Annotated in this window: 25 protein-coding genes; 8 read left to right on the plus strand and 17 right to left on the minus strand. The window is 39.2% G+C overall.

Annotation, left to right across the window (positions count from 1 at the left end):
• The first annotated feature begins 10 nt into the window (after window positions 1-10).
• Complete coding sequence (locus tag LQ201_RS11800) at window positions 11-355, plus strand: hypothetical protein (RefSeq protein ID WP_131028267.1); 345 nt, start codon at window positions 11-13, stop codon at window positions 353-355.
• Window positions 356-1,053: 698 nt separating this feature from the next.
• Here LQ201_RS11800 and LQ201_RS11805 read toward each other — a convergent pair.
• The 4 genes from LQ201_RS11805 to LQ201_RS11820 all read right to left on the minus strand — a co-directional run bounded on the left by LQ201_RS11805 (window position 1,054) and on the right by LQ201_RS11820 (window position 5,422).
• The gene (locus LQ201_RS11805) at window positions 1,054-1,731 is read right to left on the minus strand and encodes an OmpA family protein (protein ID WP_029274435.1); all 678 of its coding nucleotides are present in this window, start codon (window positions 1,729-1,731) and stop codon (window positions 1,054-1,056) included.
• A 176-nt stretch (window positions 1,732-1,907) separates the two neighbouring features.
• Window positions 1,908-2,600: an ABC transporter ATP-binding protein gene (locus tag LQ201_RS11810; RefSeq protein ID WP_230142578.1), complete on the minus strand. Its 693-nt coding sequence runs from the start codon at window positions 2,598-2,600 to the stop codon at window positions 1,908-1,910.
• A 2-nt stretch (window positions 2,601-2,602) separates the two neighbouring features.
• Window positions 2,603-4,075, minus strand: coding sequence for a DUF5687 family protein (locus LQ201_RS11815; RefSeq protein WP_230142580.1), 1,473 nt, complete (start codon window positions 4,073-4,075; stop codon window positions 2,603-2,605).
• Window positions 4,076-4,141: 66 nt separating this feature from the next.
• Window positions 4,142-5,422: a replication-associated recombination protein A gene (locus tag LQ201_RS11820; RefSeq protein WP_230142582.1), complete on the minus strand. Its 1,281-nt coding sequence runs from the start codon at window positions 5,420-5,422 to the stop codon at window positions 4,142-4,144.
• 114 nt (window positions 5,423-5,536) lie between these two features.
• Here LQ201_RS11820 and LQ201_RS11825 point away from each other — a divergent pair, with 114 nt between their 5' ends.
• A complete protein-coding gene (locus LQ201_RS11825; RefSeq protein ID WP_230142584.1) occupies window positions 5,537-5,917 on the plus strand; it encodes a VOC family protein in 381 nt (126 codons plus the stop codon).
• Window positions 5,918-6,080: 163 nt separating this feature from the next.
• Here the strand turns inward: LQ201_RS11825 and LQ201_RS11830 are convergent, their stop codons facing one another.
• Entirely contained in the window at window positions 6,081-7,388 is a 1,308-nt protein-coding gene (locus LQ201_RS11830; protein ID WP_230142585.1) for an MFS transporter, read from the minus strand.
• Between the two features lie 162 nt (window positions 7,389-7,550).
• On the opposite strand from LQ201_RS11830, the gene LQ201_RS11835 reads away from it, so the two are divergent.
• The gene (locus LQ201_RS11835; RefSeq protein ID WP_230142587.1) at window positions 7,551-8,282 is read left to right on the plus strand and encodes a class I SAM-dependent methyltransferase; all 732 of its coding nucleotides are present in this window, start codon (window positions 7,551-7,553) and stop codon (window positions 8,280-8,282) included.
• A gap of 581 nt (window positions 8,283-8,863) precedes the next feature.
• Here LQ201_RS11835 and hisS read toward each other — a convergent pair.
• The 5 genes from hisS to LQ201_RS11860 all read right to left on the minus strand — a co-directional run bounded on the left by hisS (window position 8,864) and on the right by LQ201_RS11860 (window position 12,839).
• The gene (gene hisS / locus LQ201_RS11840) at window positions 8,864-10,255 is read right to left on the minus strand and encodes a histidine--tRNA ligase (RefSeq protein ID WP_230142589.1); all 1,392 of its coding nucleotides are present in this window, start codon (window positions 10,253-10,255) and stop codon (window positions 8,864-8,866) included.
• Between the two features lie 193 nt (window positions 10,256-10,448).
• On the minus strand, window positions 10,449-11,063 hold the full coding sequence (locus LQ201_RS11845; protein WP_230142592.1) for a LytTR family DNA-binding domain-containing protein: 615 nt from the start codon (window positions 11,061-11,063) through the stop codon (window positions 10,449-10,451).
• The gene (locus tag LQ201_RS11850) at window positions 11,053-11,247 is read right to left on the minus strand and encodes a hypothetical protein (protein ID WP_230142595.1); all 195 of its coding nucleotides are present in this window, start codon (window positions 11,245-11,247) and stop codon (window positions 11,053-11,055) included. Before LQ201_RS11850 ends, LQ201_RS11845 begins: the two co-directional genes overlap by 11 nt.
• A 230-nt stretch (window positions 11,248-11,477) precedes the next feature.
• On the minus strand, window positions 11,478-11,828 hold the full coding sequence (locus tag LQ201_RS11855) for a translation initiation factor (RefSeq protein ID WP_230142598.1): 351 nt from the start codon (window positions 11,826-11,828) through the stop codon (window positions 11,478-11,480).
• 129 nt (window positions 11,829-11,957) lie between these two features.
• Entirely contained in the window at window positions 11,958-12,839 is an 882-nt protein-coding gene (locus LQ201_RS11860) for a diacylglycerol kinase family protein (protein WP_230142601.1), read from the minus strand.
• Window positions 12,840-13,064: 225 nt separating this feature from the next.
• Between LQ201_RS11860 and metK the strand changes: the two genes are divergently transcribed.
• Window positions 13,065-14,315, plus strand: a complete 1,251-nt coding sequence (gene metK / locus LQ201_RS11865) for a methionine adenosyltransferase (RefSeq protein WP_230142603.1) — start codon at window positions 13,065-13,067, stop codon at window positions 14,313-14,315.
• Window positions 14,316-14,872: 557 nt separating this feature from the next.
• On the opposite strand, the gene LQ201_RS11870 is transcribed toward metK, so the two are convergent.
• From LQ201_RS11870 to LQ201_RS11890, 5 genes are all read right to left on the minus strand, one after another.
• The gene (locus tag LQ201_RS11870; RefSeq protein WP_230142605.1) at window positions 14,873-16,984 is read right to left on the minus strand and encodes a peptidase domain-containing ABC transporter; all 2,112 of its coding nucleotides are present in this window, start codon (window positions 16,982-16,984) and stop codon (window positions 14,873-14,875) included.
• A 5-nt stretch (window positions 16,985-16,989) separates the two neighbouring features.
• Complete coding sequence (locus LQ201_RS11875) at window positions 16,990-18,171, minus strand: HlyD family secretion protein (protein WP_230146640.1); 1,182 nt, start codon at window positions 18,169-18,171, stop codon at window positions 16,990-16,992.
• A 41-nt stretch (window positions 18,172-18,212) separates the two neighbouring features.
• Entirely contained in the window at window positions 18,213-18,419 is a 207-nt protein-coding gene (locus tag LQ201_RS11880; protein ID WP_230142610.1) for a bacteriocin, read from the minus strand.
• Between the two features lie 308 nt (window positions 18,420-18,727).
• A complete protein-coding gene (locus LQ201_RS11885; protein WP_230142612.1) occupies window positions 18,728-19,261 on the minus strand; it encodes a biopolymer transporter ExbD in 534 nt (177 codons plus the stop codon).
• A 215-nt stretch (window positions 19,262-19,476) separates the two neighbouring features.
• The gene (locus LQ201_RS11890) at window positions 19,477-20,007 is read right to left on the minus strand and encodes a superoxide dismutase family protein (RefSeq protein WP_230142614.1); all 531 of its coding nucleotides are present in this window, start codon (window positions 20,005-20,007) and stop codon (window positions 19,477-19,479) included.
• 119 nt (window positions 20,008-20,126) lie between these two features.
• On the opposite strand from LQ201_RS11890, the gene LQ201_RS11895 reads away from it, so the two are divergent.
• Together LQ201_RS11895 and LQ201_RS11900 are read left to right on the plus strand one after the other, a co-directional pair.
• A complete protein-coding gene (locus LQ201_RS11895; protein ID WP_230142616.1) occupies window positions 20,127-20,474 on the plus strand; it encodes a hypothetical protein in 348 nt (115 codons plus the stop codon).
• A gap of 116 nt (window positions 20,475-20,590) precedes the next feature.
• Window positions 20,591-21,442 carry a DMT family transporter gene (locus tag LQ201_RS11900; protein ID WP_230142618.1) on the plus strand — a complete coding sequence of 284 codons (852 nt, stop codon included), beginning with the start codon at window positions 20,591-20,593 and terminating at the stop codon, window positions 21,440-21,442.
• Here the strand turns inward: LQ201_RS11900 and LQ201_RS11905 are convergent, their stop codons facing one another.
• Both LQ201_RS11905 and LQ201_RS11910 read right to left on the minus strand, forming a co-directional pair.
• A complete protein-coding gene (locus tag LQ201_RS11905; RefSeq protein ID WP_230142620.1) occupies window positions 21,443-21,727 on the minus strand; it encodes a putative quinol monooxygenase in 285 nt (94 codons plus the stop codon). It abuts the gene before it with no gap.
• Window positions 21,699-22,328 (minus strand): NAD(P)H-dependent oxidoreductase, encoded by a 630-nt coding sequence (locus LQ201_RS11910; RefSeq protein WP_230142621.1) that lies wholly within the window; start codon window positions 22,326-22,328, stop codon window positions 21,699-21,701. Before LQ201_RS11910 ends, LQ201_RS11905 begins: the two co-directional genes overlap by 29 nt.
• Window positions 22,329-22,427: 99 nt before the next feature.
• On the opposite strand from LQ201_RS11910, the gene LQ201_RS11915 reads away from it, so the two are divergent.
• Together LQ201_RS11915 and LQ201_RS11920 are read left to right on the plus strand one after the other, a co-directional pair.
• On the plus strand, window positions 22,428-23,330 hold the full coding sequence (locus tag LQ201_RS11915) for a LysR family transcriptional regulator (protein ID WP_230142622.1): 903 nt from the start codon (window positions 22,428-22,430) through the stop codon (window positions 23,328-23,330).
• A gap of 93 nt (window positions 23,331-23,423) precedes the next feature.
• Window positions 23,424-25,916: a PAS domain S-box protein gene (locus tag LQ201_RS11920; protein ID WP_230142623.1), complete on the plus strand. Its 2,493-nt coding sequence runs from the start codon at window positions 23,424-23,426 to the stop codon at window positions 25,914-25,916.
• Window positions 25,917-26,096 lie beyond the last annotated feature (180 nt).

A 26,096-nucleotide genomic window follows, 5' to 3' on the forward strand; every position in this document is an offset into this window, starting at 1 on the left:
TTTGCAAGATATGAAGCCGTCTGAGATTAATGCCAAGTGGAAAGTTTTGCAGGAAAAGATTTCAAAGGAATTTGATTCGGATTTTCCTGATTTAAAAGTAATGCTTTTTCTAATTGGCGTTCAGGAATTGGGCAAAGGGCCAAAGAAATATAGTAAACGCCAAAAAGAGGAGCTGATGCACATTGCTACCTGCCGTTTATTGAGCGAAATGGGTTTTTATGAGCTTGAGGGCTTAGATCAGGATGGTTGGCCACATTGGAAATTAATTAAAGCGATACCTCCTTATACCATGCTTGAGCAGGAAATGCTGATGAAATCGCTCGTGGTAAGTTATTTCGAAGATATTTATTCGTAAATTCGATCGTGCTGTCAGATGTTTCTATCCGGCATCAATCTACTCCATCAGATGGTAACATCTGACGGCACAATAATGCCGCGGATTAACTTCCTCGTGGTGTTGGATGTTACCATCCGACACGGATCTATTCAAATACTTATTTAAAAGGTTTGGAAAGCAAGGCCATTTGCTTTTTTTAATGTCAGTCAGGCTTTTCGCTATATCTCCCAATCCGATGAAGAATCGGGATCGGGAGGATGCCGCTTCAATCCCGTTTAGATCATTCAGTTTGTGCAAGTATTTGGGGCTGCAGGGCGGTTAGAAAACTTCCGATTTAGCCTCGGTTTGGGCTAAGCAAAACTTCGCAAGTTTGGCCTGGCCAGCACCGAACCCATTTAACTAAACCTGATAGAAACGGAAAGCCCGTAACGCAGTGGAGGCTTGAAGTGGATAGCAGGGCTTTCGGAACCGATGTGCACAGGAACCTGCTTTTCAGAAAAACAGACTAGTTTATTATCTAGTGTCAGATGGTAACATCTGACACCACAACTACAGGAACCTGATTTTCAAAAAATTATGTCGTCTTCATTTAAAGAGTTGTCAACTTAAATAGCAGGTTTGAGAGAAAGTTGACAACTCATAAACAAAAAAACCCCGGTGGATGTACACCGGGGCTGCATTTATAATGACCTCATAGGTAGAGGGAAATTGCGATCTTATCCTTGTTTTTGTGCTGTCGCTTTTAATGCATCGTTAGCAACGATTACAATCTCAACACGACGGTTAGCTGCACGGCCTGCATCAGTTTCGTTATCTGCAATTGGCTCAGCAAAACCTTTACCAATGGTAACTAACCTTGATGATGGAACACCTTGAGAAACCGCATAAGCTTTAACAGCTGCCGCTCTTCTTTCAGATAAGCCCATATTATATTGTTCTGTACCACGGCTATCGGTATGACCGATAATTTTGATATCAGTATCAGGATATTGATTTAATGAAGAAGCTAAACTCTGGATGTTTGTTTTAGCAGCATCTTTCAAAGCCGTTTTATCGAAATCAAATAAAATACCACTATCGAATTTTACAATAATTCCTTCACCTTCACGAATAACTTCTGCGTTAGGAATAGCTTTCTGAATTTCAGCTGCCTGTCTGTCCATTCTACGGCCGATAAAAGCTCCCGCTGTACCGCCAATAGCACCACCAATTAGTGCACCTACTGCTGTATTACCGGCTTTTTTACCGATCAATGCACCAATAACACCGCCAGCTGCAGCACCAATACCAGCCCCTTTTTGTGTTTTAGTTAAACTATCACAACTTTGGAATGCCATCGAACCTACTGCTAACCCTATACTTAATGTCGCTATTCTTACTTTTGAAATACTCATAATAATCTAGATTTATAATTTCTACTCCTTATATTCAAACACAATGCCAAAAAGTTACCGAACTGTATTTTCTGTCTGTTTTGACCAAATTTTACCCTAAATAAAAATTATACGCACAAAAAAAGAGTCCCGAATAACGGAGACTCTTCGATAATGTATCATTCTTAGTACAAAAACTAGGCAGAGAAATAACTCTCCAACTCTTTCAATGTATTTTCGTCTGTTTTAAAATCTTTAATTATCTGCCCTTTTTCAACCAAAATGATCCGGTTACAAACGTCGGTAACGTGGTTTAAATCATGACTGGAGATAAAGGTAGTCATATTGCCTGTTTGCTCTTTCAACAATTTCTTTAAACGGATCTGCGTGGTTGGATCGAGGTTGGCAAAAGGCTCATCTAAAATTAAGATTTCTGGCTTCTGCATCAGGGCGGCCGCAATTCCTACTTTATTCTGATTTCCTTTACTAAAATCGCGGATGTATTTTCCACTGTTTAATATTTCTCCATTAAAGAACTCACCGTATTGACTCAGATAGGCAGAAACATCAGCCACACTTAAGTTATTCAAACTGCCAATAAAAATAAAATACTCCTCTGGGGTCAAATAATCAATCAGAAAACCTTCATCCAAAAATGATGCTGTATAACTCTTCCAGTTGTCGTTGTGCATTACATTTTCGCCTTTTGATAAAACCTCTCCATTAGTTGGGCGGATTAAATCTAAAAGCATCCGGAAGAAAGTGGTTTTACCAGCGCCGTTATTTCCAACTAAGCCAACGGTTTCGCCAGCAGCAATCTGCAGATCTTCGATGTTTACAACGGTTTTATCGCCATAAACTTTTTGTAAATTCTTAACTTCTAAAATCATAATTATTCTCTAAAGCCTTCGGCTATTTTATAACGTTGTAACTCTAATCTTTTTGCAATGTAATTAACCCAAAAACCACGTAATAATAACATCGCCAGGCCAAAAACAGATACGGCAACCAAGCCCCAGTAAGGTTTGTTGAGTATGCCAAATGGTAAATAAATTAATATGGGTGTAAGCGCATAAGGAAACATTAACAACCATTGGGTAGCACCGGTACCCTGATAGTTAAAACTTGCCGCTTTGGTAATATCTAATCTTTTATAGTTTAATGTAGCAAGATAGAGCACCACAACGGTACCAAAACCAATGTTGTATAAATAGGCTGCCAAGTGTAAGAGTAATAACTTCGGACTTAAAAACCCATAAAAACTCGCCAATAAGGTAATAATGGTACAGCCAATGGTAAATAGTAAAAATTTAGCCCTGATGTAATCTTTAAAATTGATTTTATTGGCTAATATCCCGTCAAAATGGGCACTTTGCCATGCAAACATAAACTGGCCATAAATAATAATAGAAACGCCAGTCATAAAAATGGCACCAAACATCATTTGTCCGAAAGCATCGCGATCTATTGCTTTTTCTTTATAAAAAATAAAGCCGTAGAACAGGAAGAAGAAACCAAGAATAACCGAAGAACGGGGGCGTTTGTGGCGAAGGATTAATTTCAGTTCTAAAGCTGCCAGTTCGCCAACTTTACCAAAGCGGTTAAGGAAAGCATAATCGGTACTCCCTTTTTTCTCTTGCTTTGTACTTAATTCTTCTACGTATAAATTTTTACGCAAGAAATTAGAATTGAAGTAAAAAATACCAGCAGCAGCAATTGTAAATGCAAAACCATATAGAGGCTGTGCAGCGATGGCCCTGAAAACCATATCAGAACCTGCCATGATTGAAATAACCTTATAATATTCTAAAGCAGCAAAGGCAGCAATAACAACCAGGCCTAAAAAAGTATAAAGTGTATTGGTGATCGATTTCCGCTTGATGTACAACACCAGATAGTTATTAAAAATCATGATCGAAAATATGGAGACGATGTACATAATTGTAACCAGGGCTCCGTACTCAACAGAAATTTTAATGAAACAAAAAGGCAGAAAAATAAAGAATGGCCATATATTAAATGCAGAGAATAATGCCTTAACATTTAAAAATTTAATAATCTTACTCTTCTGGATCTTTAGGTGCAAATAGGGAATAATACTAAGGGTTGGTAGCTCCTGAAACTGCATGCGCATGATAAAATCGAATGCAAAATAATAGAGGATAATGCCGTTAAAGCTTGTTAGAATGTTTTGATCTGGAAAAATTTTCGGAAGAAAAATACTCATCCCAAAGCCTATCCCAACGGCTACTGCAAAGAAGTAGAGCATAAAAAAACCCAAAACAATCTGGCCAGCAATACTACTGCCTCTGTTTCGCGAACGCCAGAAAGATTTTCTTTGATGGCTTAAAAAAGTACTCAGCATATTTAGTTTAGGTGTTTGATTTTAGTCAATATACTTATTAGTATGCATTAGGCAGAAAATGTTACACTAATATTTGTATTTGTCTTTCCAGTTCTGCTTAAGCTTTTCACGCAACTTCTCTTCTGCAGGGTTTTTCCCTGGATCGTAGAGCTTCGTACCGCTTAATTCTTCTGGAAAATATTCTTGTGGTGAAAAATTGCCTTCATATCCGTGCGAATATTGGTAATCTTTTCCATAACCGATATTTTTCATCAGTTTGGTCGGTGCATTACGGATATGCAAAGGCACAGGCAGATTTCCCGTCTGCTTAACCAAAGCCTGTGCTTTGTTAATGGCCTCATAAGATGCATTGCTTTTAGGCGAACTGGCCAGATAGGTTACACACTGCGATAAAATAATCCGCGCCTCCGGATAACCGATTACATTTACTGCAGTAAAACAGTTATTGGCCAAAAGCAGGGCATTAGGATTGGCATTGCCAATATCTTCTGAAGACAAGATCAGTAACCTACGGGCAATGAACAACGGATCTTCACCACCTTCTATCATCCGGGCCAGCCAATAAACGGCGGCATTGGGATCGCTGCCGCGGATGGATTTAATAAAGGCCGAAATGATATCGTAGTGTTGCTCTCCGGCTTTATCGTATAACGCAAGGTTCTGCTGTGCATGCGCCAGTACATTTTCGTTGGTGAGTATGATTTTATTTCCACCGATGCCATTAATGGCAATTTCGAGCACGTTTAACAATTTCCGTGCATCACCACCCGATAAACGGATCAGTGCTTCGTGCTCTTTTATGGTAATATTCTTCTCTGAGAGAATGGTATCTTTTTTAATGGCTGTTTCCAATAAACCCGCTAACTCCGTTTCGGTTAACGATTTTAAAATGTAGACCTGACAGCGGGAAAGTAAAGCGGAGATTACCTCGAAAGATGGATTTTCGGTTGTTGCACCAATTAAGGTCACCAAACCTCTTTCTACTGCCCCCAACAGACTATCCTGCTGCGATTTGCTAAAACGGTGAATCTCATCGATAAACAGAATGGGTAGACCTAAAAAACTATCCTTCAGCTGTGCGGCCCTGTCGATCACCTCCCGAATATCCTTCACGCCACTGTTAATGGCACTTAAGTTAAAAAATGGACGATCTAATGCCTGCGAAATGATATAGGCCAACGTCGTTTTACCCACACCAGGAGGTCCCCAAAAAATCATTGAAGGGAGCTGACTGCTTTCGATCGCTTTGCGCAATACGGCACCTTCTCCAACTAAATGCTGTTGACCAACATATTCATCGAGATTTTGAGGGCGCATACGTTCGGCTAAAGGAGGCAGGTTTTGCATAATGGTAAATATATAAAAATTGAGTATTTTGTTTGTCGATAATTTACTAACCAAATATTGAAAGCATAACTGCTTTAAAACAAAAGGACGAATGCTTAGTTCTAATTTATTACTATGGACATTAAAAACTTAGATCACCTTGTATTAACGGTTGCCAATTTAGAAAGTACCTGCAGGTTTTATAACCTTGCCCTGGGAATGGAAGTTATTGAGTTTGGCGAAAACAGAAAGGCTTTGAAATTTGGGAATCAGAAAATTAACCTGCACCAATATGGAGGTGAGTTTGAACCAAAAGCTTTCAAACCCATGCCCGGAACAGCCGATCTATGTTTTATTACCGATTTCCCTTTACGCGAAGTGATGCAGGAACTTAAAGAAAAATGCATCGAAATTGAGGAAGGGCCTGTAGAACGCACTGGCGCCAATGGAAAAATCATTTCTATTTACCTCCGTGACCCGGATATGAATTTAATTGAGGTGAGTAATTATTTGTAAATGTATCGTTAGTTTTTTGCCACGGAAGCACAGATTGACATATAGAAAAAAGTCGTCATCTCGACTGAAGCGCAGTCCCGAACGTTCGGGAGAGAGATCTAGCTAGCTAGATTTCTCGACTGCGCTGCACTCCGCTCGAAATGACGACAGATGGCACAAAAATCTAGTCCTCAATCTTCGAATGGTGTTTGGTATCTTTCATGGTGGTATATAAAATCAACGAGATTAAAATACATCCGGTTACATACCAGTAGAAATAATTTTCGTGCCCGATATTCTTAAACCAAAGCGCAAAATATTCTGCCGTTCCACCGAAAATGGCAACCGTTAACGCATAAGGTAAACCTACGCCCAAAGCCCTGATTTCGGCGGGGAACAATTCTGCCTTAACTACGGCATTAATACTCGTATAACCGCTCACAATAATCAAAGCGCCAATCATGAGCAAGAATATGATAGTTATATTGGTTTCTCCCGCCAAACCTGTTAAAATGGGGTAAGTACATAAAGTACCCAGCACACCAAAACCAATTAATAAAGGTTTCCGCCCAATTTTATCGGATAACAGGCCGAACAACGGCTGCATAATGGCAAAAACCAACAGAGAAATGAATGATAATGTTGTAGAGCTTTCTTTACTCAGATGAACCGTATTCACCAAAAATTTCTGCATATAAGTGCTAAACGTATAAAAGGCAATCGTTCCGCCCAAAGTTAAGCCTACTACGGTAAAAACTTCCTTTGGATATTTCATCAGTACCGCAATGCCACCTTTTTTGTCTGCCGAGTTTTTGCTTTTAAAAGCCGAGGTTTCATCGATATGTCTCCGTAGGTACAGCGCGATGAAAGAAAGTATGGCGCCAATAAAAAAGGGAATCCGCCAGCCCCATTCATGCAGTTCGGCAGGTGTAAGCAACCAGTTTTGCAAGATTAATTGAATACCCAATGCCAGTAACTGCCCACCGATCAGGGTTACATATTGAAAGCTCGAATAAAAGCCTCTATGTTTTTTAGTGGCCATTTCGCTGATGTAAGTGGCAGAAGTCCCGTATTCGCCACCAGTGCTCAAGCCCTGAATCAATCTTGCAAAAATGAGTAATAATGGAGCTGCAATTCCAATCTGTTTATAACCTGGGGTTAAACCGATAATCAATGAGCCTATTGCCATGATAAGTACAGAAAGTGTCATCGAACGTTTTCGCCCAAGCTTATCGGCAATGCTGCCAAACAGCCACCCACCGATAGGCCGCATTAAAAAGCCTACTGCAAAAATACCTGCGGTATCTAATAATTGTGCAGTTGGATTACTATTTGGGAAAAAGGCAGGAGAAAAATAAAGTGCAAAAGCAGAATAAGTATACCAATCGTACCACTCCACAAGATTACCAACCGAACCACCAAATATAGATTTTAACCGATATTCTACATCCTTGATTTCGTTCTGGCGTACAGTATCAACGCTTTTATCCATGTTGCTAAATATTGATTGAATGAGAGCGTTTTGAATGATTGAATGAAATTTAATTTAAACAACAGTTCTTAACCAAAAATATAATAATTTTATAAGGAAAGAGTTGAGTCCTTTCACTTTATTCACTCACTCCTTCTCATTCAATATTCAATCATTAATAAAATGAAAGATAATTTTTCTACCCAATCTGCCGATTACGCTATTTACCGACCAACTTATCCGCAAGAATTATACGACTATCTGTTTTCGCTGATAAAAAACAAAGAAACGGCGTGGGATTGTGCTACAGGAAACGGACAGGTTGCGCGTGTATTGGCCCAATATTTCGATGCCGTTTATGCAACAGATATCAGCGAGAATCAATTAAAAAATGCTTTTCAACTACCAAATATTACTTACAAAGTGGAGCCTGCGGAACAAACATCGGTGGGCAATGCTAGTTTCGATCTGATTACGGTGGCACAGGCCATTCATTGGTTTAATTTTGAAGCATTTTACACTGAGGTAAAACGAACACTAAAACCAAATGGCCTTTTTGCAGCGATTGGTTATGGCCTAATGTTTATCGATAAAAAAGTAGATAAGGCTGTACATAAACTTTACGAAGATATTTTGGGTAAATATTGGGACAGCGAACGCCGTTATATTGAAGAGGGGTACAAAACCATTCCTTTTCCTTTTAAAGAGATTGTTGCTCCTCATTTTCAGATTAAAACCACCTGGAATTTTAACCAGTTAATTGGCTATTTAAATACCTGGTCTTCTTTGCAGCATTATAAAAAGGCGAATGAACGCAACCCATTAGAGTATATGTTTACCGAATTAAAAGAAGCCTGGGGCGATGATGCGGAGAAGGATGTTCATTTCCCGGTTTTATTGCGAGTTGGACGGTAGGTTTAACCACTGAGCAAATAGAGATAAGGCACAGAGAACACTAAGTTTGACATGTAATTGATACCTTTATTCGTTCTGTGAAAACTCAGTGGTCTCTGTGGTTAATCAATCTTTAGTAATTTCAGAATAAAACGGATAGGCAGGCTGTTTAACCCATAGAGGCGACAGAGATAAGGCACAGAGGGCACTGAGTTACTTTCCAGTCGTGAGCGCTATTAACCTCTGTTTACTCGGTGAAAACTCAGCGATCTCTGTGGTTAATCAATCTTTAGTAATTTCAGAATAAAACGGATAGGCAGGCTGGTTTAACCACAGAGGCAACAGAGGTAAGGCACAGAGGGCACTGAGTTACTTTCCAGTTGTGAGCGCTATTAACCTCTGTTTACTCGGTGAAAACTCAGTGGTCTCTGTGGTTAATCAATCTTTAGTAATTTCAGAATAAAACGGATAGGCAGGCTGGTTTAACCACAGAGGCAACAGAGGTAAGGCACAGAGGGCACTGGGTAACTTTCCAGTTGTGAGCGCTATTAACCTCTGTTTACTCGGTGAAAACTCAGTGGTCTCTGTGGTTAATTAAACCTCTATTTCAACAACTCCAAAATACCCAAAACAGTCAGTTTCTTCTGCTTACCGCTTTGCATATTTTTTAGGGTAAGTTCTCCGCTTGCAATTTCATCACCACCGATTAAAATTACGTAAGGGATGTTCTTCGCATCGGCATAGGCCATTTGTTTTTTTAATTTCGCCGAACTTGGGTACAACTCTGCCGAGATCCCTGCATTTCTGAATTGTTGAACAATTGGCAAAGCATATTTTTCAGCTTCTTCATCAAAATTACTGATCAACACTTTGGTGCCAACCTCTGCTGAGGCAGGGAAAAGGTTAAGTTCTTCCAGTACATCATAAATGCGGTCGGCACCGAAAGAAACACCAACTCCGGTTAAATCTTTTAAACCGAACATACCGGTTAAGTCATCGTAACGGCCACCGCCACCAATACTGCCCATGGCTACTTCGTTGGTTTTAACTTCGAAAATGCAGCCGGTGTAGTAGTTTAAACCTCGCGCTAAAGTAATATCCAATTCCAGTTTAGCCGTTAACGGCAAACCATAAGAAATCAAACTTTCTACATATTCAAAAACCTGTTCAATTTCTGCAACACCTTTTAAACCTGTTTCTGATTGTGCCAAAACAGTTTTCAAACTAGCCAGCTTTTCTTCGTTGGTACCTTCCAACAAAATTACCGGACGAAGTTTTTCTAAATCCGATTCTGTAAAACCACGTTCCAACAATTCTTTACTTACGCCATCTAAACCAATTTTATCCAGTTTATCGATGGCTACGGTCATATCGATAATTAAATCTGGTTTACCGATAATCTCAGCAATACCCGATAAAATTTTTCTATTGTTAATTTTTATGCTGAAATCTTTCAAACCCAATTTGCTCAAAGCTTCATTGTAGATTAAAATAAATTCAGCTTCGTTCAATAAACTTTCAGATCCCACCACATCCACATCACACTGATAAAACTCACGGTACCTGCCTTTTTGCGGTCGGTCTGCACGCCAAACGGGTTGAACCTGAAAACGTTTAAAAGGCAAGGTGATCTCGTGCTGGTGCATTACTACGTAACGCGCAAACGGCACCGTTAAATCGTATCGAAGGGCTTTTTCTGAGATTAGCGGAATCAGTTTATTGCTATTATCTTCATCTGCAAAATCGAAAGATTTCTTTTTTGGATCTTTAAGAAATTCGCCACTGTTTAAAATTTTAAAAATCAGTTTATCGCCTTCATCACCATATTTCCCTGTCAAAGTCGAAAGGTTTTCGAAACTAGGCGTCTGGATTTCGGCGTAACCATATTTTCTGAAAACCGTTTTAATGGTATCGTAAATAAAGTTGCGTTTTACCATTTCAACCGGAGAAAAATCGCGGGTACCTTTTGCTAATGAGGGTTTAATAACTGACATAGCCGCAAAAGTACAAAAATGTAAGGTTTATTAACCACAGAGTTTTTAAAAGAAGGCAATGGATGTTATTATAAAACACAAAGATACCCAGAACACAAAGAAGTTTTTCTATTTTCAATAAACAAGTCACTAGAAGGCAAATCAATCAATTGTCTTGGTGTTCTTTGTGCCTTGGTGGTGATAGAATGAAAAATTACTTCTCCAAAACTTCTTTCACCAATTCCCGATTCGGCTTACTCACCGGAATTTTATCGCCACTATCCATTAAAAGTGTTCCACCATCTTCTTTAAGCCAGCTTTTTACAAATTTCGGGTTAACCAAATGGCTTTGATGTGTCCGCACAAAACCGTGGGGTTTGAGCAGATCGGAATATTCTTTTAATGACTTCGAAATCAGCAGCTGATCGCCGTTAATAAAAAAGAAGTTGGTATAGTTGTTATCCGCTTCGCACCTGATGATTTCTTCAATACCAACATACCTAATTTCATTCTGTTGAGGTAACGCTATCCTGGTAACTCCTTTAACGGTATCCTTTTTGTCGATTCTTTCTTCAATTGTAGGATTTTGATAAGCAAGCGGAGGTGCAAAGTTTATGGCTACTGTATTCGGAGCAGCGTTTGATGACGTGTTCCGGTTTTTTTTAATCAAAAAGTAGATCAGCATAAAAATGCCACCAAAAAACCCGAAAAAGACGAGGCCTGCTATCAAGAGCATTATTATTTCGGGTGCCCCTAGCATAGCAGCATAAGCTGCCTGTATGCCATACACAACAATAAAAGTTACCCCGAAAACTATCTTATTTTTCATTTTCTACCCGCTTAGATCTTTTGAATAAATATATACATAAGAAAACAAAGCCTATCATTACAGCTATTGAGATAAAGCCCACCATAATGAGGAGGATTATTTCGGGTCCACCAATAGTTGCAGCATGGACAATTTGCAGGCCTATAAAAATGATAAAAAAGAATAAAAATAATAATTGTTTCATGTTGATTGATTTAAATGTTCAGCAAAACTAGTGACGCGTTATCCATTTAAAAATCAACATTGAGAATAAGTCGGTTTGCGATGAGGATTGATGGGTAGACTTTTAGTATTTTACGAGGGCTGTCATAGTCGAAGACCATTATACCGGGAGAATCAAAAAAAGATCCTTCGACTACGCTCAGGATGACACCTCTATTTTTGACTTATCCTTGAACCAAATAGTGTTGAATACTATCCTCCGGCTTTCTTTACTTTATAGCCATCTTTCTGCAAGATACCCATTACTTTATCGCGTACATCGCCCTGGATCATGATTTCGCCGTCTTTAACTGAGCCACCTACACCACATTTGGTTTTAAGCATTTTGCCCAATACTTCTAAATCTTCAGTACGCCCTCTAAAACCGGTAATTAAAGTTACCGCCTTACCACCACGGTTCTTTTTATCGAGCATTACCCTTAAATCCTGTTGATTGTTTGGCGAAGTAACGGTATCATCAACTTCTTCTTCGTATTCGAATTCTGGATTGGTAGAATACATAATTCCGCCAAGATCACTTAAACTATTTTTCTTTGGTTTCATGTTTTATAAAAGTTCATTGGTTCACTGGCCATTGGTTCATTAGTCAATAGTCCATGGTTGATAGTTTGATGGTTCATGGCCTAATCACCTTCAACCGCTACGCCAAACACTCAACGCCTAGCGCCACACTCAAGGAACAATTACTTTGAGCGAAAGTGGATTTACTACTGCGTGTATCTCTATCCCCATTTGTAAAGGCTCGCCATCTACATGCACTGCGCCAGCTTTTTCTCTGGTAATTTTAATGTTTTTGCCTTTAATAATTTCAATCATATCTGATGTTTCGGCCTTCCCCCTTAACATTACATAACCCAATAATGGCAATTTTATTATCGGGAAAGGTTTAATAATGCAAACATCGAGCAAGCCATCTTTTACCGAAGCGTTAGGTGCGATATAAACATCGTTGCCATACTGCGATGAATTGGCTATGCTAATGGCAAAAGCTTTTCTGGTATATTGAGCACCATCAATATTAATGAGATAAGTTTGGGCTTTATAGTTAAAAACCTCCTTAAAACCCAGCTTTACATAACCTGATAGGCCGCGTTTTTTATCTTTCGAAAAAACAGCGCTCAAATGGGCATCGAAGCCCATACCCGCCAGATTAAAAAAACATTTGTTATTAAACTCGGCAGTATCAATCTCATCAACCTTAAAATTATTGATCAGGGAAAGTGCATACCTTAAATTTTTCGATATTCTTAAAAACCGGGCGAGGCCGTTTCCTGATCCAAGCGGTAAAATTCCCAAAATCTTTTTGTGTTTTAATACTTTACTTGCTACCTCGTTAATGGTGCCATCGCCCCCTGCAGCAACAATTACATCGAAATTTTTAGTCGCAGCTTCATCTGCCAATTCGCCGGCATGACCAACATATTCGCTAAAAACAAAGTTTGGGCTAAACTTTTCCTTATCCAGATATTGATCAATAAAATCAGGGATACGTAATTTCCCTCGCCCACCGGAGATAGGGTTTATAATAAAGAGGATATTGATCTTTGTGTGCAAAGTGTAAGAATGAATGCACAAAATAATCTATAATTTTTGAAATAAAGAAAATATGCTAATTTTGCAGCAGTAAAAAAGTGGATTGATTTGCTATCCCGACACCTCGGGACCGGATTGCAACCACTTAAAAAAATTGCTAATGCCTCCTTTCAATCATTTAAACACCTGTTTCCAAGGGGTTTGGCAAGTATTAATTTGTTTATTTACCATTAATTTATTTAATAAATGTCATATTTATTTACATCAGAATCTGTTTCTGAAGGCCACCCAGATAAAATCGCCGATCAAATTTCGGATGCATTAATTGATAACTTCTTAGCATTCGATCCAGAATCAAAGGTTGCTTGCGAAACTTTGGTAACTACTGGTCAGGTTATTTTGGCTGGTGAGGTAAAATCTAAAACATATTTAGATGTACAACAGATTGCCCGCGATGTAATCAAGAAAATTGGTTACACCAAAAGCGAGTATATGTTTGAGGCCAACTCTTGCGGAATTTTATCAGCAATACACGAGCAATCTCAAGATATTAACCAAGGTGTAGATAGAAGCAACAAAGAAGAACAAGGTGCTGGCGATCAAGGTATGATGTTTGGTTACGCAACAAACGAAACCGAAGATTATATGCCTTTGGCATTAAACCTTTCTCATAAATTATTACAGGAACTTGCTGTTCTGCGCCGCGAAAATAACGAAATCTCATATTTACGCCCGGATGCAAAAAGCCAGGTTACTTTAGAGTACGACGATAACAATAAACCCGTGCGTATCGATGCGATTGTAATTTCTACACAACATGACGATTTTGATGAAGAGGCAACAATGTTGGCTAAAATCAAAACTGATTTAGTGAATATCCTGATCCCAAGAATTATCAAAAGTAATCCTGCATACGCACATTTATTTAATGATAAAATTGAATACCACATTAATCCGACCGGTAAATTTGTAATTGGTGGCCCGCATGGCGATACTGGTTTAACAGGAAGAAAAATCATTGTTGATACTTACGGTGGTAAAGGTGCACATGGTGGTGGTGCTTTCTCTGGTAAAGATCCAAGTAAAGTAGATAGAAGTGCGGCTTATGCTACACGCCATATCGCTAAAAATTTAGTGGCTGCTGGTGTGGCTGACGAAATTTTGGTTCAGGTATCGTACGCTATCGGTGTTGCAAAACCAATGGGTATTTACATCAATACTTACGGTACTGGTAAGGTGGGTAAAACGGATGGCGAAATTGCTAAAATTGTAGAATCGATTTTCGATATGCGTCCTTACTTTATTGAGCAACGTTTGAAATTAAGAAACCCAATTTATAGCGAAACTGCTGCTTATGGGCACATGGGCCGTACGCCAGAAACGGTTACCAAAACTTTCAGAACACCAAACGGTGAAGAAAAAACAGTTACGGTTGATCTTTTCACTTGGGAGAAATTAGATTACGTGGATCAGGTTAAAACTGCTTTCGGCATTTAATTCTTTAAATAAATTTATAGAAGAGGCGTTTTGCAGCATTGCAGAACGCCTTTTTTTGTGGTCTGCGCGTAACTTATGAAGTTTAGGGGGCTAGTGGGTAGGCAAAACTTCGTAAGTAGGCTGTGCTTGGCCGATTCCAATATTTGTGAGCCATCAAGCAACAGAAAAATTAATTGATACTTTTTTGAAAAGCAAGGTTCTGTGTACATTGGCTCCGAAAGCCCCGCCATCCGCTTTACCTCTCTGCGTTCGGTGCCCGCTTCTGTCAGGTTTATTTAACTTTGGCTGGTGGTTCTTAGGGAGATAATCCCCTAAGAAATAAATACACTGAAACTGTGCATACTTCCGGTAATAGTAGCAAGGGCCTAACCTACCTAAACCTGATTGAAATGAAAAGCCCGTAAGCCCGGTCCTTCACCGGGAGCGGACTTGTAATGAAAAGCAGGACTGACATTAAAAAGAGCTTCTGCAATTGCTTTCCAAAAAAATAACTCAAACTCCTCCTTGCTAGACTTACGAAGTCAGCCTGCGCTACAGTCTTGGTAGACTTCGTAAGTTTAGGCCAAATGGTATTTCAGTTCCTGATGGCTGCCCTGTTCAACCACTAAACCTTTATCGAGTACAATAATTTTATCGGCATTGTTCAACGTGCTCGATCGGTGCGTAATTACGATTACCGTTTTCTGTTCAGCTTTTAAAAGTTCGATCATCCGTTGTACATGTTGCTCCGAAACCGAATCGAGCGATGAAGTAGCTTCATCTAAAATCAGAATTTCCGGATCGCGGTATAAAGCCCTTGCAATGGCAATCCGCTGTCTTTGTCCGCCTGATAAAGATGTACCGTTTTCGCCCAAATAAGTCTGAAAGCCTTTAGGTAAAGCCTCAATAAAACCAATTAAACCCAGCTTAGTGGCAATATCAATAATCCTTTGCATATCGGGTTCTTCTTCGCCAATGGCAATATTGTCGATTACGTTACCAGCAAATAAATCGATCTGCTGAGGCACAACCGATACCATTCTACGAAGCGACGAATTGGTAATGTATTTCAGATCATATCTACCAATGCGCACATTGCCGGCCTGTATCGGATAAATATTCTGCAGGATCGACATTAAAGTTGATTTTCCTGATCCGCTCTCGCCAACAATGGCTGTAAATTTACCTTGTGGAATGGTTAAATTCAGATTTTCGAAAACGGGTAGTCTTGCCCCATAGCGGAATGAAACATTTTCGAAATGAATATCCCCGATTTTATCGGCACTCAGTTCAATCTGGTTCTCATCACTTTCACGCTCCAGATCCATAATCTCGAATAACCTGTCGGCAGCAATTACCGCATCCTGTACGGTTTTGTTCATTCCGATTAAAGAAGATACTGGGCCTGTAAAATAACCGATCAACGTATAAAACGACAATAACTCTCCAGGGGTGATCGAATTGCTTAACACATAACCTGCACCCACCCAAAGCAATACAATGGTAATCATGCGCGAAATAAACTCGGTAGAAGTTCCTGATACAACGGCATTTATATTCGATTTAAAACCTGCCTGGAGCAACTTAATAAAACGGGTTTCGGTTTTATCGTTGGCATGATCTTCTAAGCCGAAACGTTTAATGGTACCTACAGCGTTTAAGCTCTCTACCAACTGCGATTCGAGCTCGGCAGCATCTTCCATTAACCTCCGTTGCGTACGTTTGTTAAATTTATCGGTAATTACATAGATTATTAGGTATAACGGGATAACCGTAAGCGTGATGAGTGCCAATTTCCAGTAGTAGGTAAACATCATGATGAACGAGAAGAAAACAATAAAAATGTTGACTACAAAATTTACGCATACATCATTTAAAAATGTTCTGATTTTTACCGCATCATTAATCCTCGAAATAATTTCGCCCACCCGCATGGTATCAAAAAACTGCTGTGGCAAACGGAGCAGGTGTTTGTAGTAGCCTAAAATAAGCTGCGAATCGATTAACTGGCCAGTTTTTAAGGTAAAAATTGTTTTTGCAGAGCCAATAAACAGCTGTACCAAAAGAATAACCATCATGGCTATGCTCATCAGGTTTAGCAGATTATGGTTACCATCTACCAGCACAAAATCAACTAGTTTTTGAACAAAAATAGAGGTGGATAAACCCAGTACAGTATAAACAATAGCACCAAATAAAACTTGCGTCAGAATGCCTTTGTGCGGTTTGATCAAACTCCAAAATCTACCCTGGATTGATTTTTTTTCATTGCCGATCTGAAAGTCTTCTGATGGCAACAATAAGACTAAAGCACCAGTCCATTCCTTTTTGAATTCATCATGCGTTTTACGGTGCACTTTCCCATCTATAGGGTCCATCACCTCTATAAACTTACTGTTTACTTTGTAAATCACTACATAATGCTGAAGGATATCATTCACAATGATATGTGCTATAGCGGGCGTAGGTATTTTAAATAAACTGTCAAAAGGTGCCTTTACTCCTTTCGCTTCAAATCCTAATTTTTGGGCCGCTTCAACAAGTCCTAAAACGGTTGTACCTTTTTTATCGGTTCCGGCAAGCTGCCTGATGCGGGCAACGGCCAAATCCAATTTATAATGAGCAGCAATTGAAGCCAGACAAGCCGCACCACAATCTGTTATATCTCGTTGCTTAACTTTTGTACTCATTGCTTCTATGTTTTTTGGATTAAATTCGGATTAACCCAATCATCTACCTTATCATAAAGTAATTGATATAAACTGCGGTCGGTTACTTTAAAACGAGCCGTAAAATTCATTCCTTTTTTGAGGTATCCTTTGTAACCGTTTTTAAGCATCAAAAAATTTTTATCCATTAAACACTTTACCTTAAAAGCAGGCTGGTTACCATTTAAGATCACAATATCGTCTGAAATATCGATCACTTTACCTACTGCCAAACCCCACTGGTTATAATTATAGGCATTGATCTGAAAATGCACTTCCTGTCCTTTTCTAATGAGGCCAATATCTGAAGGATTGATATAACAGTAGGCGGCCAAACCCGCATCGGGCGAAACCTCTCCTACTTTTTGGTTGGCAAATACGTATGCGCCATTCTGCAAACCGACTAAATTCTGAACTGAACCATCTATCGGCGCACGTAATACGTATTGTTTTTTCTGCTCATTAAGCTCTGCCTGCTGGCCCGAAAGTTGGCGCAGCTCATTCCGGTAACCATTGGCTTCGGTTTGCCATTGGGTTTTATATTTGGTACGCACCATTAAGTAAACCGATTCGGCCTGCTCTAGCTCGTATTTGTATTTTTCGTATTCTGATTGTGTAAGTACTTTATTCTGATAGAGCTTACTATAGCGCGCAAAATTGCTCGCGGCCTGTCTTTTTGCAATACCAGCATTTTTTGACTCCTGCACATATTGTTGCCAAGAAGCCACATATTGGCCGCTTTGCAAATTTGATGATCCCCCGTTAAATGATAACAGCGTGCTAATGTCCTGTAAAAAATGGGTGATCTGGATTTTGCGGGTTTCAACCAAGGCATCCTGTTGTTTGGGTAAACCCGCATCAATGGCTAAGAGCGTATCGCCCTGCTTAAGTCTTTTATTATCCGAAAGTTTGTACTGTATTAACCGGCCATTAACCGGTACAATAAGTTCTGTTTTTTCGATGGTCGATTGTAAAACGCCTGTCCCATTTATACTAATAGGTATTTTAACAAATGGAAGGGCAATCAAAACAATTAAAATGGCTGCCACGGCAACGATATAAATTAACTGGCTTGATTTACTAATTTGGGAACGGTAAACGAGAGCGGTATTTGAAATTCTTTCTGTAGAGTAACTGGTTAGCGCCATAGTGTTGAAATCGTAAAGCATCCGCTATTCTGGAAACCAGGACAGCGGATACAATAAATTGCTTATAGACTCCAAACAAGTTTCAAAACATTGGTTACTGTTTTGCTTAAAAATGCTGAAGTGTCTGCACCAACTGCATTTAAAGTTCCTGAAAGAGAAGCTAAAAGTTCGTTTAATGTATTGTTAACAATACCACCACCTTCAACTTGTGACATTTCAGTTGTGTTCATTTCTTTAACACCAAGATTTTTTAATTCTAAACTTTTCATACTAGATTTTTTTTGAGTTTTAAGATCCCTACTCTTTTGAAGGCTTTTCGGGATGCGCCTGATGCTTGGCCAAACACTTCAACGAATGTAATAATATTAGCTATACCGATGTAGTATTAAACACCTAACAAAAACGTAACGACTCGTTAATAACCCCAAAAAAATGCCTCCATCACACAATAAACGCAATCACTACCAAAAAACTAGGGTATTAGTTTTCATATTCAATTTATTCATTAGCCTGAAACCGCCTTGCATTCTTTTTATTCGCTGATTTTTATTAGTCTGCTTTAAAAAAAACAGCTTGGTTAGATACCGTTCATTTTCATAAATGTTATCTCTTTTTCTGCGATATGATCGTCGTCAATGGCATAGGATTTAATATTGGCAATTTTCATTTCATCAATTACATCAACAAAATTTTGGAACTTGGCCGTTTTAGCTGGCTTGATAATGACGATCATGTATTTCGCCGGATTTTGCTGATGGGTTTCTGCAACCAGTTTTTCATTTTTACTAATTTCTTTTTGAATATTTGCCACAGATATAATGTGCATATCTGCCTTTTCTATTGTACCCATGTAACAAACGGCCTTGTTGTTTTTGCCGAGCAGGATGGTCATGGTACGTGATTCGGGATAATTTTCTACAACGGCGGGATCCGTTTTATCCGGCTTAGCAATGTCTGCCGCATTTAAAGATCCCAACGAAGTGGTGAGCATAAAAAATGTAGTTAATAAAAACATCAGATCAACCATTGCGGTAAGATCTACCCTTGGAGCTGGTTTTTTGGTTCTTCCTTTCACAGCCTTGCCGCTTTGAGATTCGTTTAGAGTTGCCATAATAATTTAGGTTTTTAATGATGATGACAAGCCTTATCAAATTGCATAAAAAAAGCGATTAAAAATTTAACCGCTTAAGAAAAGTCGTCATTGCGAGGAGGAATCCCGAATGTTCGGGAAAGTAATCTTACAACTTTGGATTTATGACTACCGCATTAAGATTGCTTCGTTGGCTGAAAAAGCCTTCTCGCAATGACGATCATATTAATATAATGTTACTTCACTGCTTCAATTACACCGCAACCCACCCTTGGACCTGAGTTACCAGTTGGTTGTGTAGTATAATCGTCGGTACCACCATGTACAATAATTCCACGACCGATAATATTTTTAATATCGCCATCCTTAATGCTCCATCTATCGGTAGTAACCGAAAGCGTGGCATGACCTTTATTATCTAACATGATGTTGCCAATGTCACCGCTGTGATAATTGGCAGATCCCCATTTGCCGTGAGCTTCTTTAGTTGGGTTCCAGTGGCCGTGTGTATTTTCGCCCATATTGCCACAATCGCCATGTTCGTGAAAGTGGACCGCAACATTACTGTCTGCACGTGCAGCAAAATTCATCTCGATATCCATTTTAATTTTTCCATCACTTAGTTCGTAAAACTTTGCTGTTCCAATGGTTTTTGTATGATCAGCTGTTTCAGTCAAAGTGGCCTGGGCAATTTCTTTGTCGGTTTTGGCACAACCACTGATAAGTGCTACGCCTGCAATAGCTAAGCTTAAAAGATATTTTTTCATTTTCTAAAAATTTAGTTTAGATATGAAACAGATTGACAATCATTTGGTTTGCTTTAAAAAGAAGGATCTGAAAACCATTTTAAATGCCACTTGTTTAATCAGTATAAAATCGTATAACTATGGAACAGCCAATTGCAATGAACACTTTAAGTCAAATTTTGGAGAAATTGAGGCTGAAAGGAAAAGATAACGAATTAAAAATTTCTGATCATGGTAAGATGCAAAGTAAATCGCTCGGAAAAATTTATAAACCCGAAGATCTAACCATTGTTAAAACTTATCGGTTTGAAGGAGACTCAGACCCTGCAGACAATTCAGTATTGTATCTGGTAGAAGATCAGGAAAAAAATATTGGGTATATATTAGATGCTTACGGTATCTATTCTGATAATGAAGGACCGGCATTTGATGATTTCTTAAAGAAGATTCCTACCGAAAATAGAGATGAACAGGAGCTTTTTTGTTAATAGCCTAAAAATTTAATTTAGAGGGAGAATTAGCGTAATCTGATTCTCCCTTTTTGTATTTTAAAATATTGGCAGGTTATAATTCCGTAATTTTGCGCCTCATTTACGAGAACCGAATGAAAAGCAAAATCAATATCCCACCCATACCGGCCGTTTTACTGTCTATTATCAGTGTGCAGTGTGGGGCGGCAATTGCAAAAGGGCTTTTCCCACAAATTGGTGCTGCTGCTACCGCATCGTTACGGATCGGTTTATCAGCGATCATCTTATTAATCGCTTTTAGGCCAAACCTATTTAAATTAAATGCCAAACAATGGAAATATGTTACCCTATACGGTGTTTGCTTAGGGGTAATGAATATGGTTTTCTATATGGCCATAGCAAGAATTCCGATTGGTTTAGGCGTAACTTTAGAATTTGTTGGCCCATTGGGCCTGGCTATTTTTGGATCTAAAAAACCTATAGATTTCCTTTGGGTAATACTGGCCGCAGCCGGCATCGCACTAATTGCCCCCTGGACCAGTACAGGACTAAATGTTGTCGGTGCATTACTGGCACTTTTAGCAGGCATTTTTTGGGCAGCCTATATTATACTGGGTGGTAGGATCTCAAAAATAATGAAAGGTGGTGATGCTGTTGCCATTGGAATGTTATTCGCTACTATAGTCATCTTGCCATTTGGTATTTTTAGCGACGGTTTAAGTGGCCTTAATCCGAAATTACTGGGCTTAGGAGCAGCGCTTGCTCTACTATCAAGCGCCATCCCATTTACCCTCGAAATGAGAGCCCTTAAGCAGCTCCCTGCCCGGACTTTCAGTATTTTAATGAGCCTCGAACCCGCCATGGCTTCATTAGCTGCACTCGTTTTTTTACAAGAATACCTCACTTTAAAAGAGTGTTTTGCCGTGGCTTTCGTTGTTATTGCTTCTACGGGTTCTTCGTTAACAGCCAGGCGTGCAAAACTGTAATCAGGCCAGTTTTTCTGTTTTATAAATTACAATACCATCCGTTAACATATCTGCTTGCGCTACAAAGGCTAAAATATAAGACTGCTGATCGTGGAGATCCAAACCTGCCTGATCTTTCCATTCCTCTTGAAAAATAAAAGTATTATCAACTGCAGATTCATGCAGATCATACTGAATGCAGGCTTCCTCTTTGCGGGAATTTACAACCATATCCAGCAGCATAGTTCTTAATGCCGCTGTGGTTTCTTTCTTACTTTTAACAATTGCTGTTAGATAAATGCTCATATACTGCTGTATTTAAAAAATTTTGGGTTAAATGTTCCTCATGCAATTTAAGTGCACTTCTAATATCTGCATTCTTTTCTACATCGTGAAAATGGATGCCATCTATGCGTTCCATTCCGGTAAAAGCGTTCATTCTATGAAAACCAAATAATACACCATCATCTACACTGGTTTCCATAAAAAATTCTTCAGGTAAGGTAAATGCTTCTTTGGGTGCGTTCCACGATGATGTTACCATGTACTTACGGCCATGCAACATCCCTCCGGTGCCGTAGTTTCTTGTCGGATTATCTGCTTTACGGCCATCACTTACATAAATTCCTTTTTTATGCCCTTCGGTAAACACAACATCGATATATTGTTTAAACCCATATGGTAACTGAAACCACCAGATGGGTGTATGGTAAATTACAACATCTGCCCAAACATATTTTTCTACTTCCTCTTTCGGGTCGTAATCATGATTGATGTTAGTTGTTTTCACTTCGAAATCTGCCAATGAGGAAAAGAAACTGGCTGTAGCATCAGCTATTGTTTCGTTAAATCTGCCGCCTGAGTGACCAAACTTTTGTCCTCCGTTGATGATGAATATTTTTGTCATTTCGTTTTTCTTTTTTGATAAGACAAAATTACAGCGCCTAAATCTATTATTAAAACAAGTTAATTCATAGCTTTGTATCAGAATTATAATAGAAAGATTATGGTTAATTTAGAATGGTACAGAAGTTTTAAGGCAATTTATAAAACAGGGACCTTAACCGGTGCGGCAGAGAACCTGTTTATTTCGCAGCCTGGGGTAAGTTTGCATTTAAGTTCTTTAGAAAGTTACGTCGGCTATAAGTTGTTCGAACGTACGGGCAGGAAGATGATTCCCACCGAAAAAGGGAAAGTGCTTTATAATTTCATTGTAGAGCCGCTTACAAAACTTGAGGATGCCGAAAAACATTTTCAAAAAAGCACAGAAAAACATACACCAACCATTAGCGTAGGCATGTGTTTCGAAACTTTTCAGATTACGCTCGAACAATATATTTCTACACTTCCTTTTAATGTGATTATCCGTTTTGGCGAATATCCTGAAATGTTAGACCAATTGGATAAAGGTATTTTAGACCTGATTATCACCCCACAAAAAGGCAATTCTGCTAATGTAGAACACGAGGCTTTTTCTTCCGAAACCATTGTTTTAGTGGGTGGAATAGAAACTGATGGGCAAACTTTTGATTCGTTAGTTAAAAAGAAAGATTTAGCCGGAATGGAAGCCTGGTTAAAACAGCAAAAATGGTATGGAACAGCTGGCGATATGGAGCACCTTCTACGTTTCTGGCAGCTTAACTTTGGCAAGCATGCCGATTTTCGCCCTAATTACATTGTACCTAACCTCAATTCGATTGTGCGCTGCTTATCTGGAGGAAAAGGCCTGGCTATCATACCCGATTTTCTTTGCAAAAAAGAAGTTGAAGAAGGAAAAGTAAAAGTAATTTGGGAAGGCACCTCAAAACTGACAAACACTTTATATTTTGGTTGTAGGAAAAACACCCAGTATGCGTCAGAAATCCACATCATTAAAAAACTTTTTAAGGAGGTTATGGTTAGTATATAGTTTATATTGAAAATGATCAGGTTAGATCCCTGATTTAATTTTGCTTAGACAATAGATAAATAATTATTTCAGATAATACTTTAAGCTTCCATAATGAGTTATCCTAATCACCTCTTAAGTAGCGATCAATTATTAGAAGTTTTTAATTTGACCCATACGGCCACAGCTGTTCATGTTGGCGAAACGGCCATAATTCAGGCGGCAAATGATGCAATGCTCAGCATTTGGGGAAAAGACAGGAGCGTGATCGGAAAATCGCTGGAAGACGCCTTACCAGAGTTAAGGGGACAGCCTTTTATTGAGATGTTCAGGAAAGTTTGGTTAGAAGGCTTAGTTATCTCAGGAAAAGATACCGCAGCGGATTTGGTGATCGACGGTAAACTGCAAACATTTTATTTTGATTTTGAATACCGGGCGATAAAAAACGATGCGGGTAAAACCATCTGCATTTTACATACGGCAATTGATGTAAGCGAGCGGGTATTTAGACAGCAGGCTGTGGAACAGGCGCTTGAAAGAGAAGAGGCGTTACAACGCGAGCAAACTTTAAACGAAGAACTGGCGGCAACAGTAGAAGAACTTGCCACAACCAATGAAGAGCTTGTGGCCACCAATGAAGAACTCCAGGAAACACAAGAAACGCTGCACGTTTTAAACAACGAACTGGAATTAAGGGTTGTTGAGCGCTTTAACCAGCTTTCGGAAAGCGAAAAACGTTTTAGGACCATGGCAGAAGGAACCGATATTTTTATTGCTGTTGCTGATGAAAGTGGAAATGCCGTTTATTTTAATAAATCGTGGGTAAAACTCACGGGCCGATCGATGAAAGACCTGCTCGACTTTGGCTGGGCAGATTTAATTCATCCTGAAGACAGGGATAGGTATATAAATATTTACCTTTCGGCCCTTGCCGAAAAAAAACCTTTTACCGGCGAATTTAGAATACTCACCAAAAAAGGCGACTACAGATGGTTGCTGGCTAGCGGCCCTCCACGTTTTCATGCCGATGGCTCATTTGCTGGTTACATTAGCTCCTGCATTGACATTACAGAACGGAAGTTAATTGAAATAGAGCGACTTAATCTAAACAAACTTATAGAGGCGAGTTCAGAATTTATAGGCATTGCCGAATTGGACATGTCAATCCAATACCTAAATCCTGCCGCATTACAAAAACTAGGTTGGTCCGGCATTTCGAACAGAACAATCTTAGATTGTGTTTTTCCTGAGGATCGATTAATGGCGGAGAAAATTCTACCCGAGATTTTAAAGAATAATACCTTCAGACAGGAGATTCGATTCTGGAATGAAAAAACAGGACATCCTTTTTGGATTGAATGGAATGGCTTTGCCATTCGAAATGAAACCGATGAAATAGTTGCCATTGCTACGGTAAGTCCTGATATTACAGAGCGAAAACTTTATCAGGAAGAACTGCAAGGTATAAATATGGAAATGGCAGCAGCAAACGAAGAGCTGGCCACTACAAATGAAGAACTTGCTAAAACGCATGATGACCTGATCAAGTACACCAACAAACTATCAGACAGTGAGGAAAAACTCAGACAGGCGATAGAAACCGGCAGAATGGGTACTTGGAGCATAAATCCGAAAACACTTGAAGTTACCATGTCGAGCTTTGTTAAGGACCTGCTGGGCTTGCCTTTGGATAAACCTGCAGAAATGGATATGATTACGAAGGCCGTGAATCCGGATTACCATAACATGCTTATTTCGGCGCTGGATAATGCCATGAAAAACCATTCACCTAGCGATATGGAATACCCGATTAACAATTTAATCAACGGGCAGGAAAAATGGGTTAGAGCAACCGGGCGTGTATTTTTAGACCAACAAGGAAACCCAACGGAGTATTCTGGCCTTTTCATCGATATTACGGAGCAAAAATTAGATGAGATTCGAAAAAACGACTTCATTGGAATGGTAAGTCACGAGTTAAAAACACCGCTAACTGCAATTAATGGTTTTGTGCAGGTCTTGCAGCGCAAAGCAAAAAAAGATGAAGATAATTATGCCATTATCGCTTTAGATAAGGCGCACAGCCAGATCAGGAAAATGACCGCCATGATTAATGGTTTCTTAAATGTATCCCGTTTAGAATCGGGCAAGCTGCTTATCGAAAAAACAAACTTTAGCTTAGATGAGCTGCTGAAAGAAACCATCGAAGAAACTTATGTGTCACAATCTTCGCATCAAATTATATTAAACCCAACATGCGAGGTCAACATCAATGCCGATCGGAATAAAATCGGGAATGTGCTTTCTAACCTCATCAGCAATGGTTTAAAATACTCAGACAATGGTACACGTATCGAGATTACCTGCAAATTGCACGATACTGAGGTTGAAATTCAGATTAAAGATGAGGGAATAGGTATAAAGCCGGAAGATATTGATAAACTTTTCGAACGTTATTACCGCGTGCAGGGTAACCATACCATTTCGGGCTTTGGAATCGGGCTTTACTTAAGCGCCGAAATTATTGAAAGACATGGCGGCCAGATATGGGCAGAAAGCGAAGAAGGTAAAGGTTCCGTTTTTCATTTTACTTTGCCATTGGGTTAATTAGCACAGCTTTTTACCGCAAAGATCACTAAGGTTTTCGCAAAGTGAGCTAAGTTTTTTCTGGAAAAATGGTCGTTACGGAATTTGCACGATCTATATTTTTTTGTCATTCTGAGTGAAACGAAGAATCTTTCTCTTCTGTATGTGCTGTTACATGAAAAGATTCTTCACTGCGTTCAG

This window comes from Pedobacter sp. Bi126 (genome assembly GCF_918698245.1).
Taxonomy (GTDB): Bacteria; Bacteroidota; Bacteroidia; order Sphingobacteriales; family Sphingobacteriaceae; genus Pedobacter.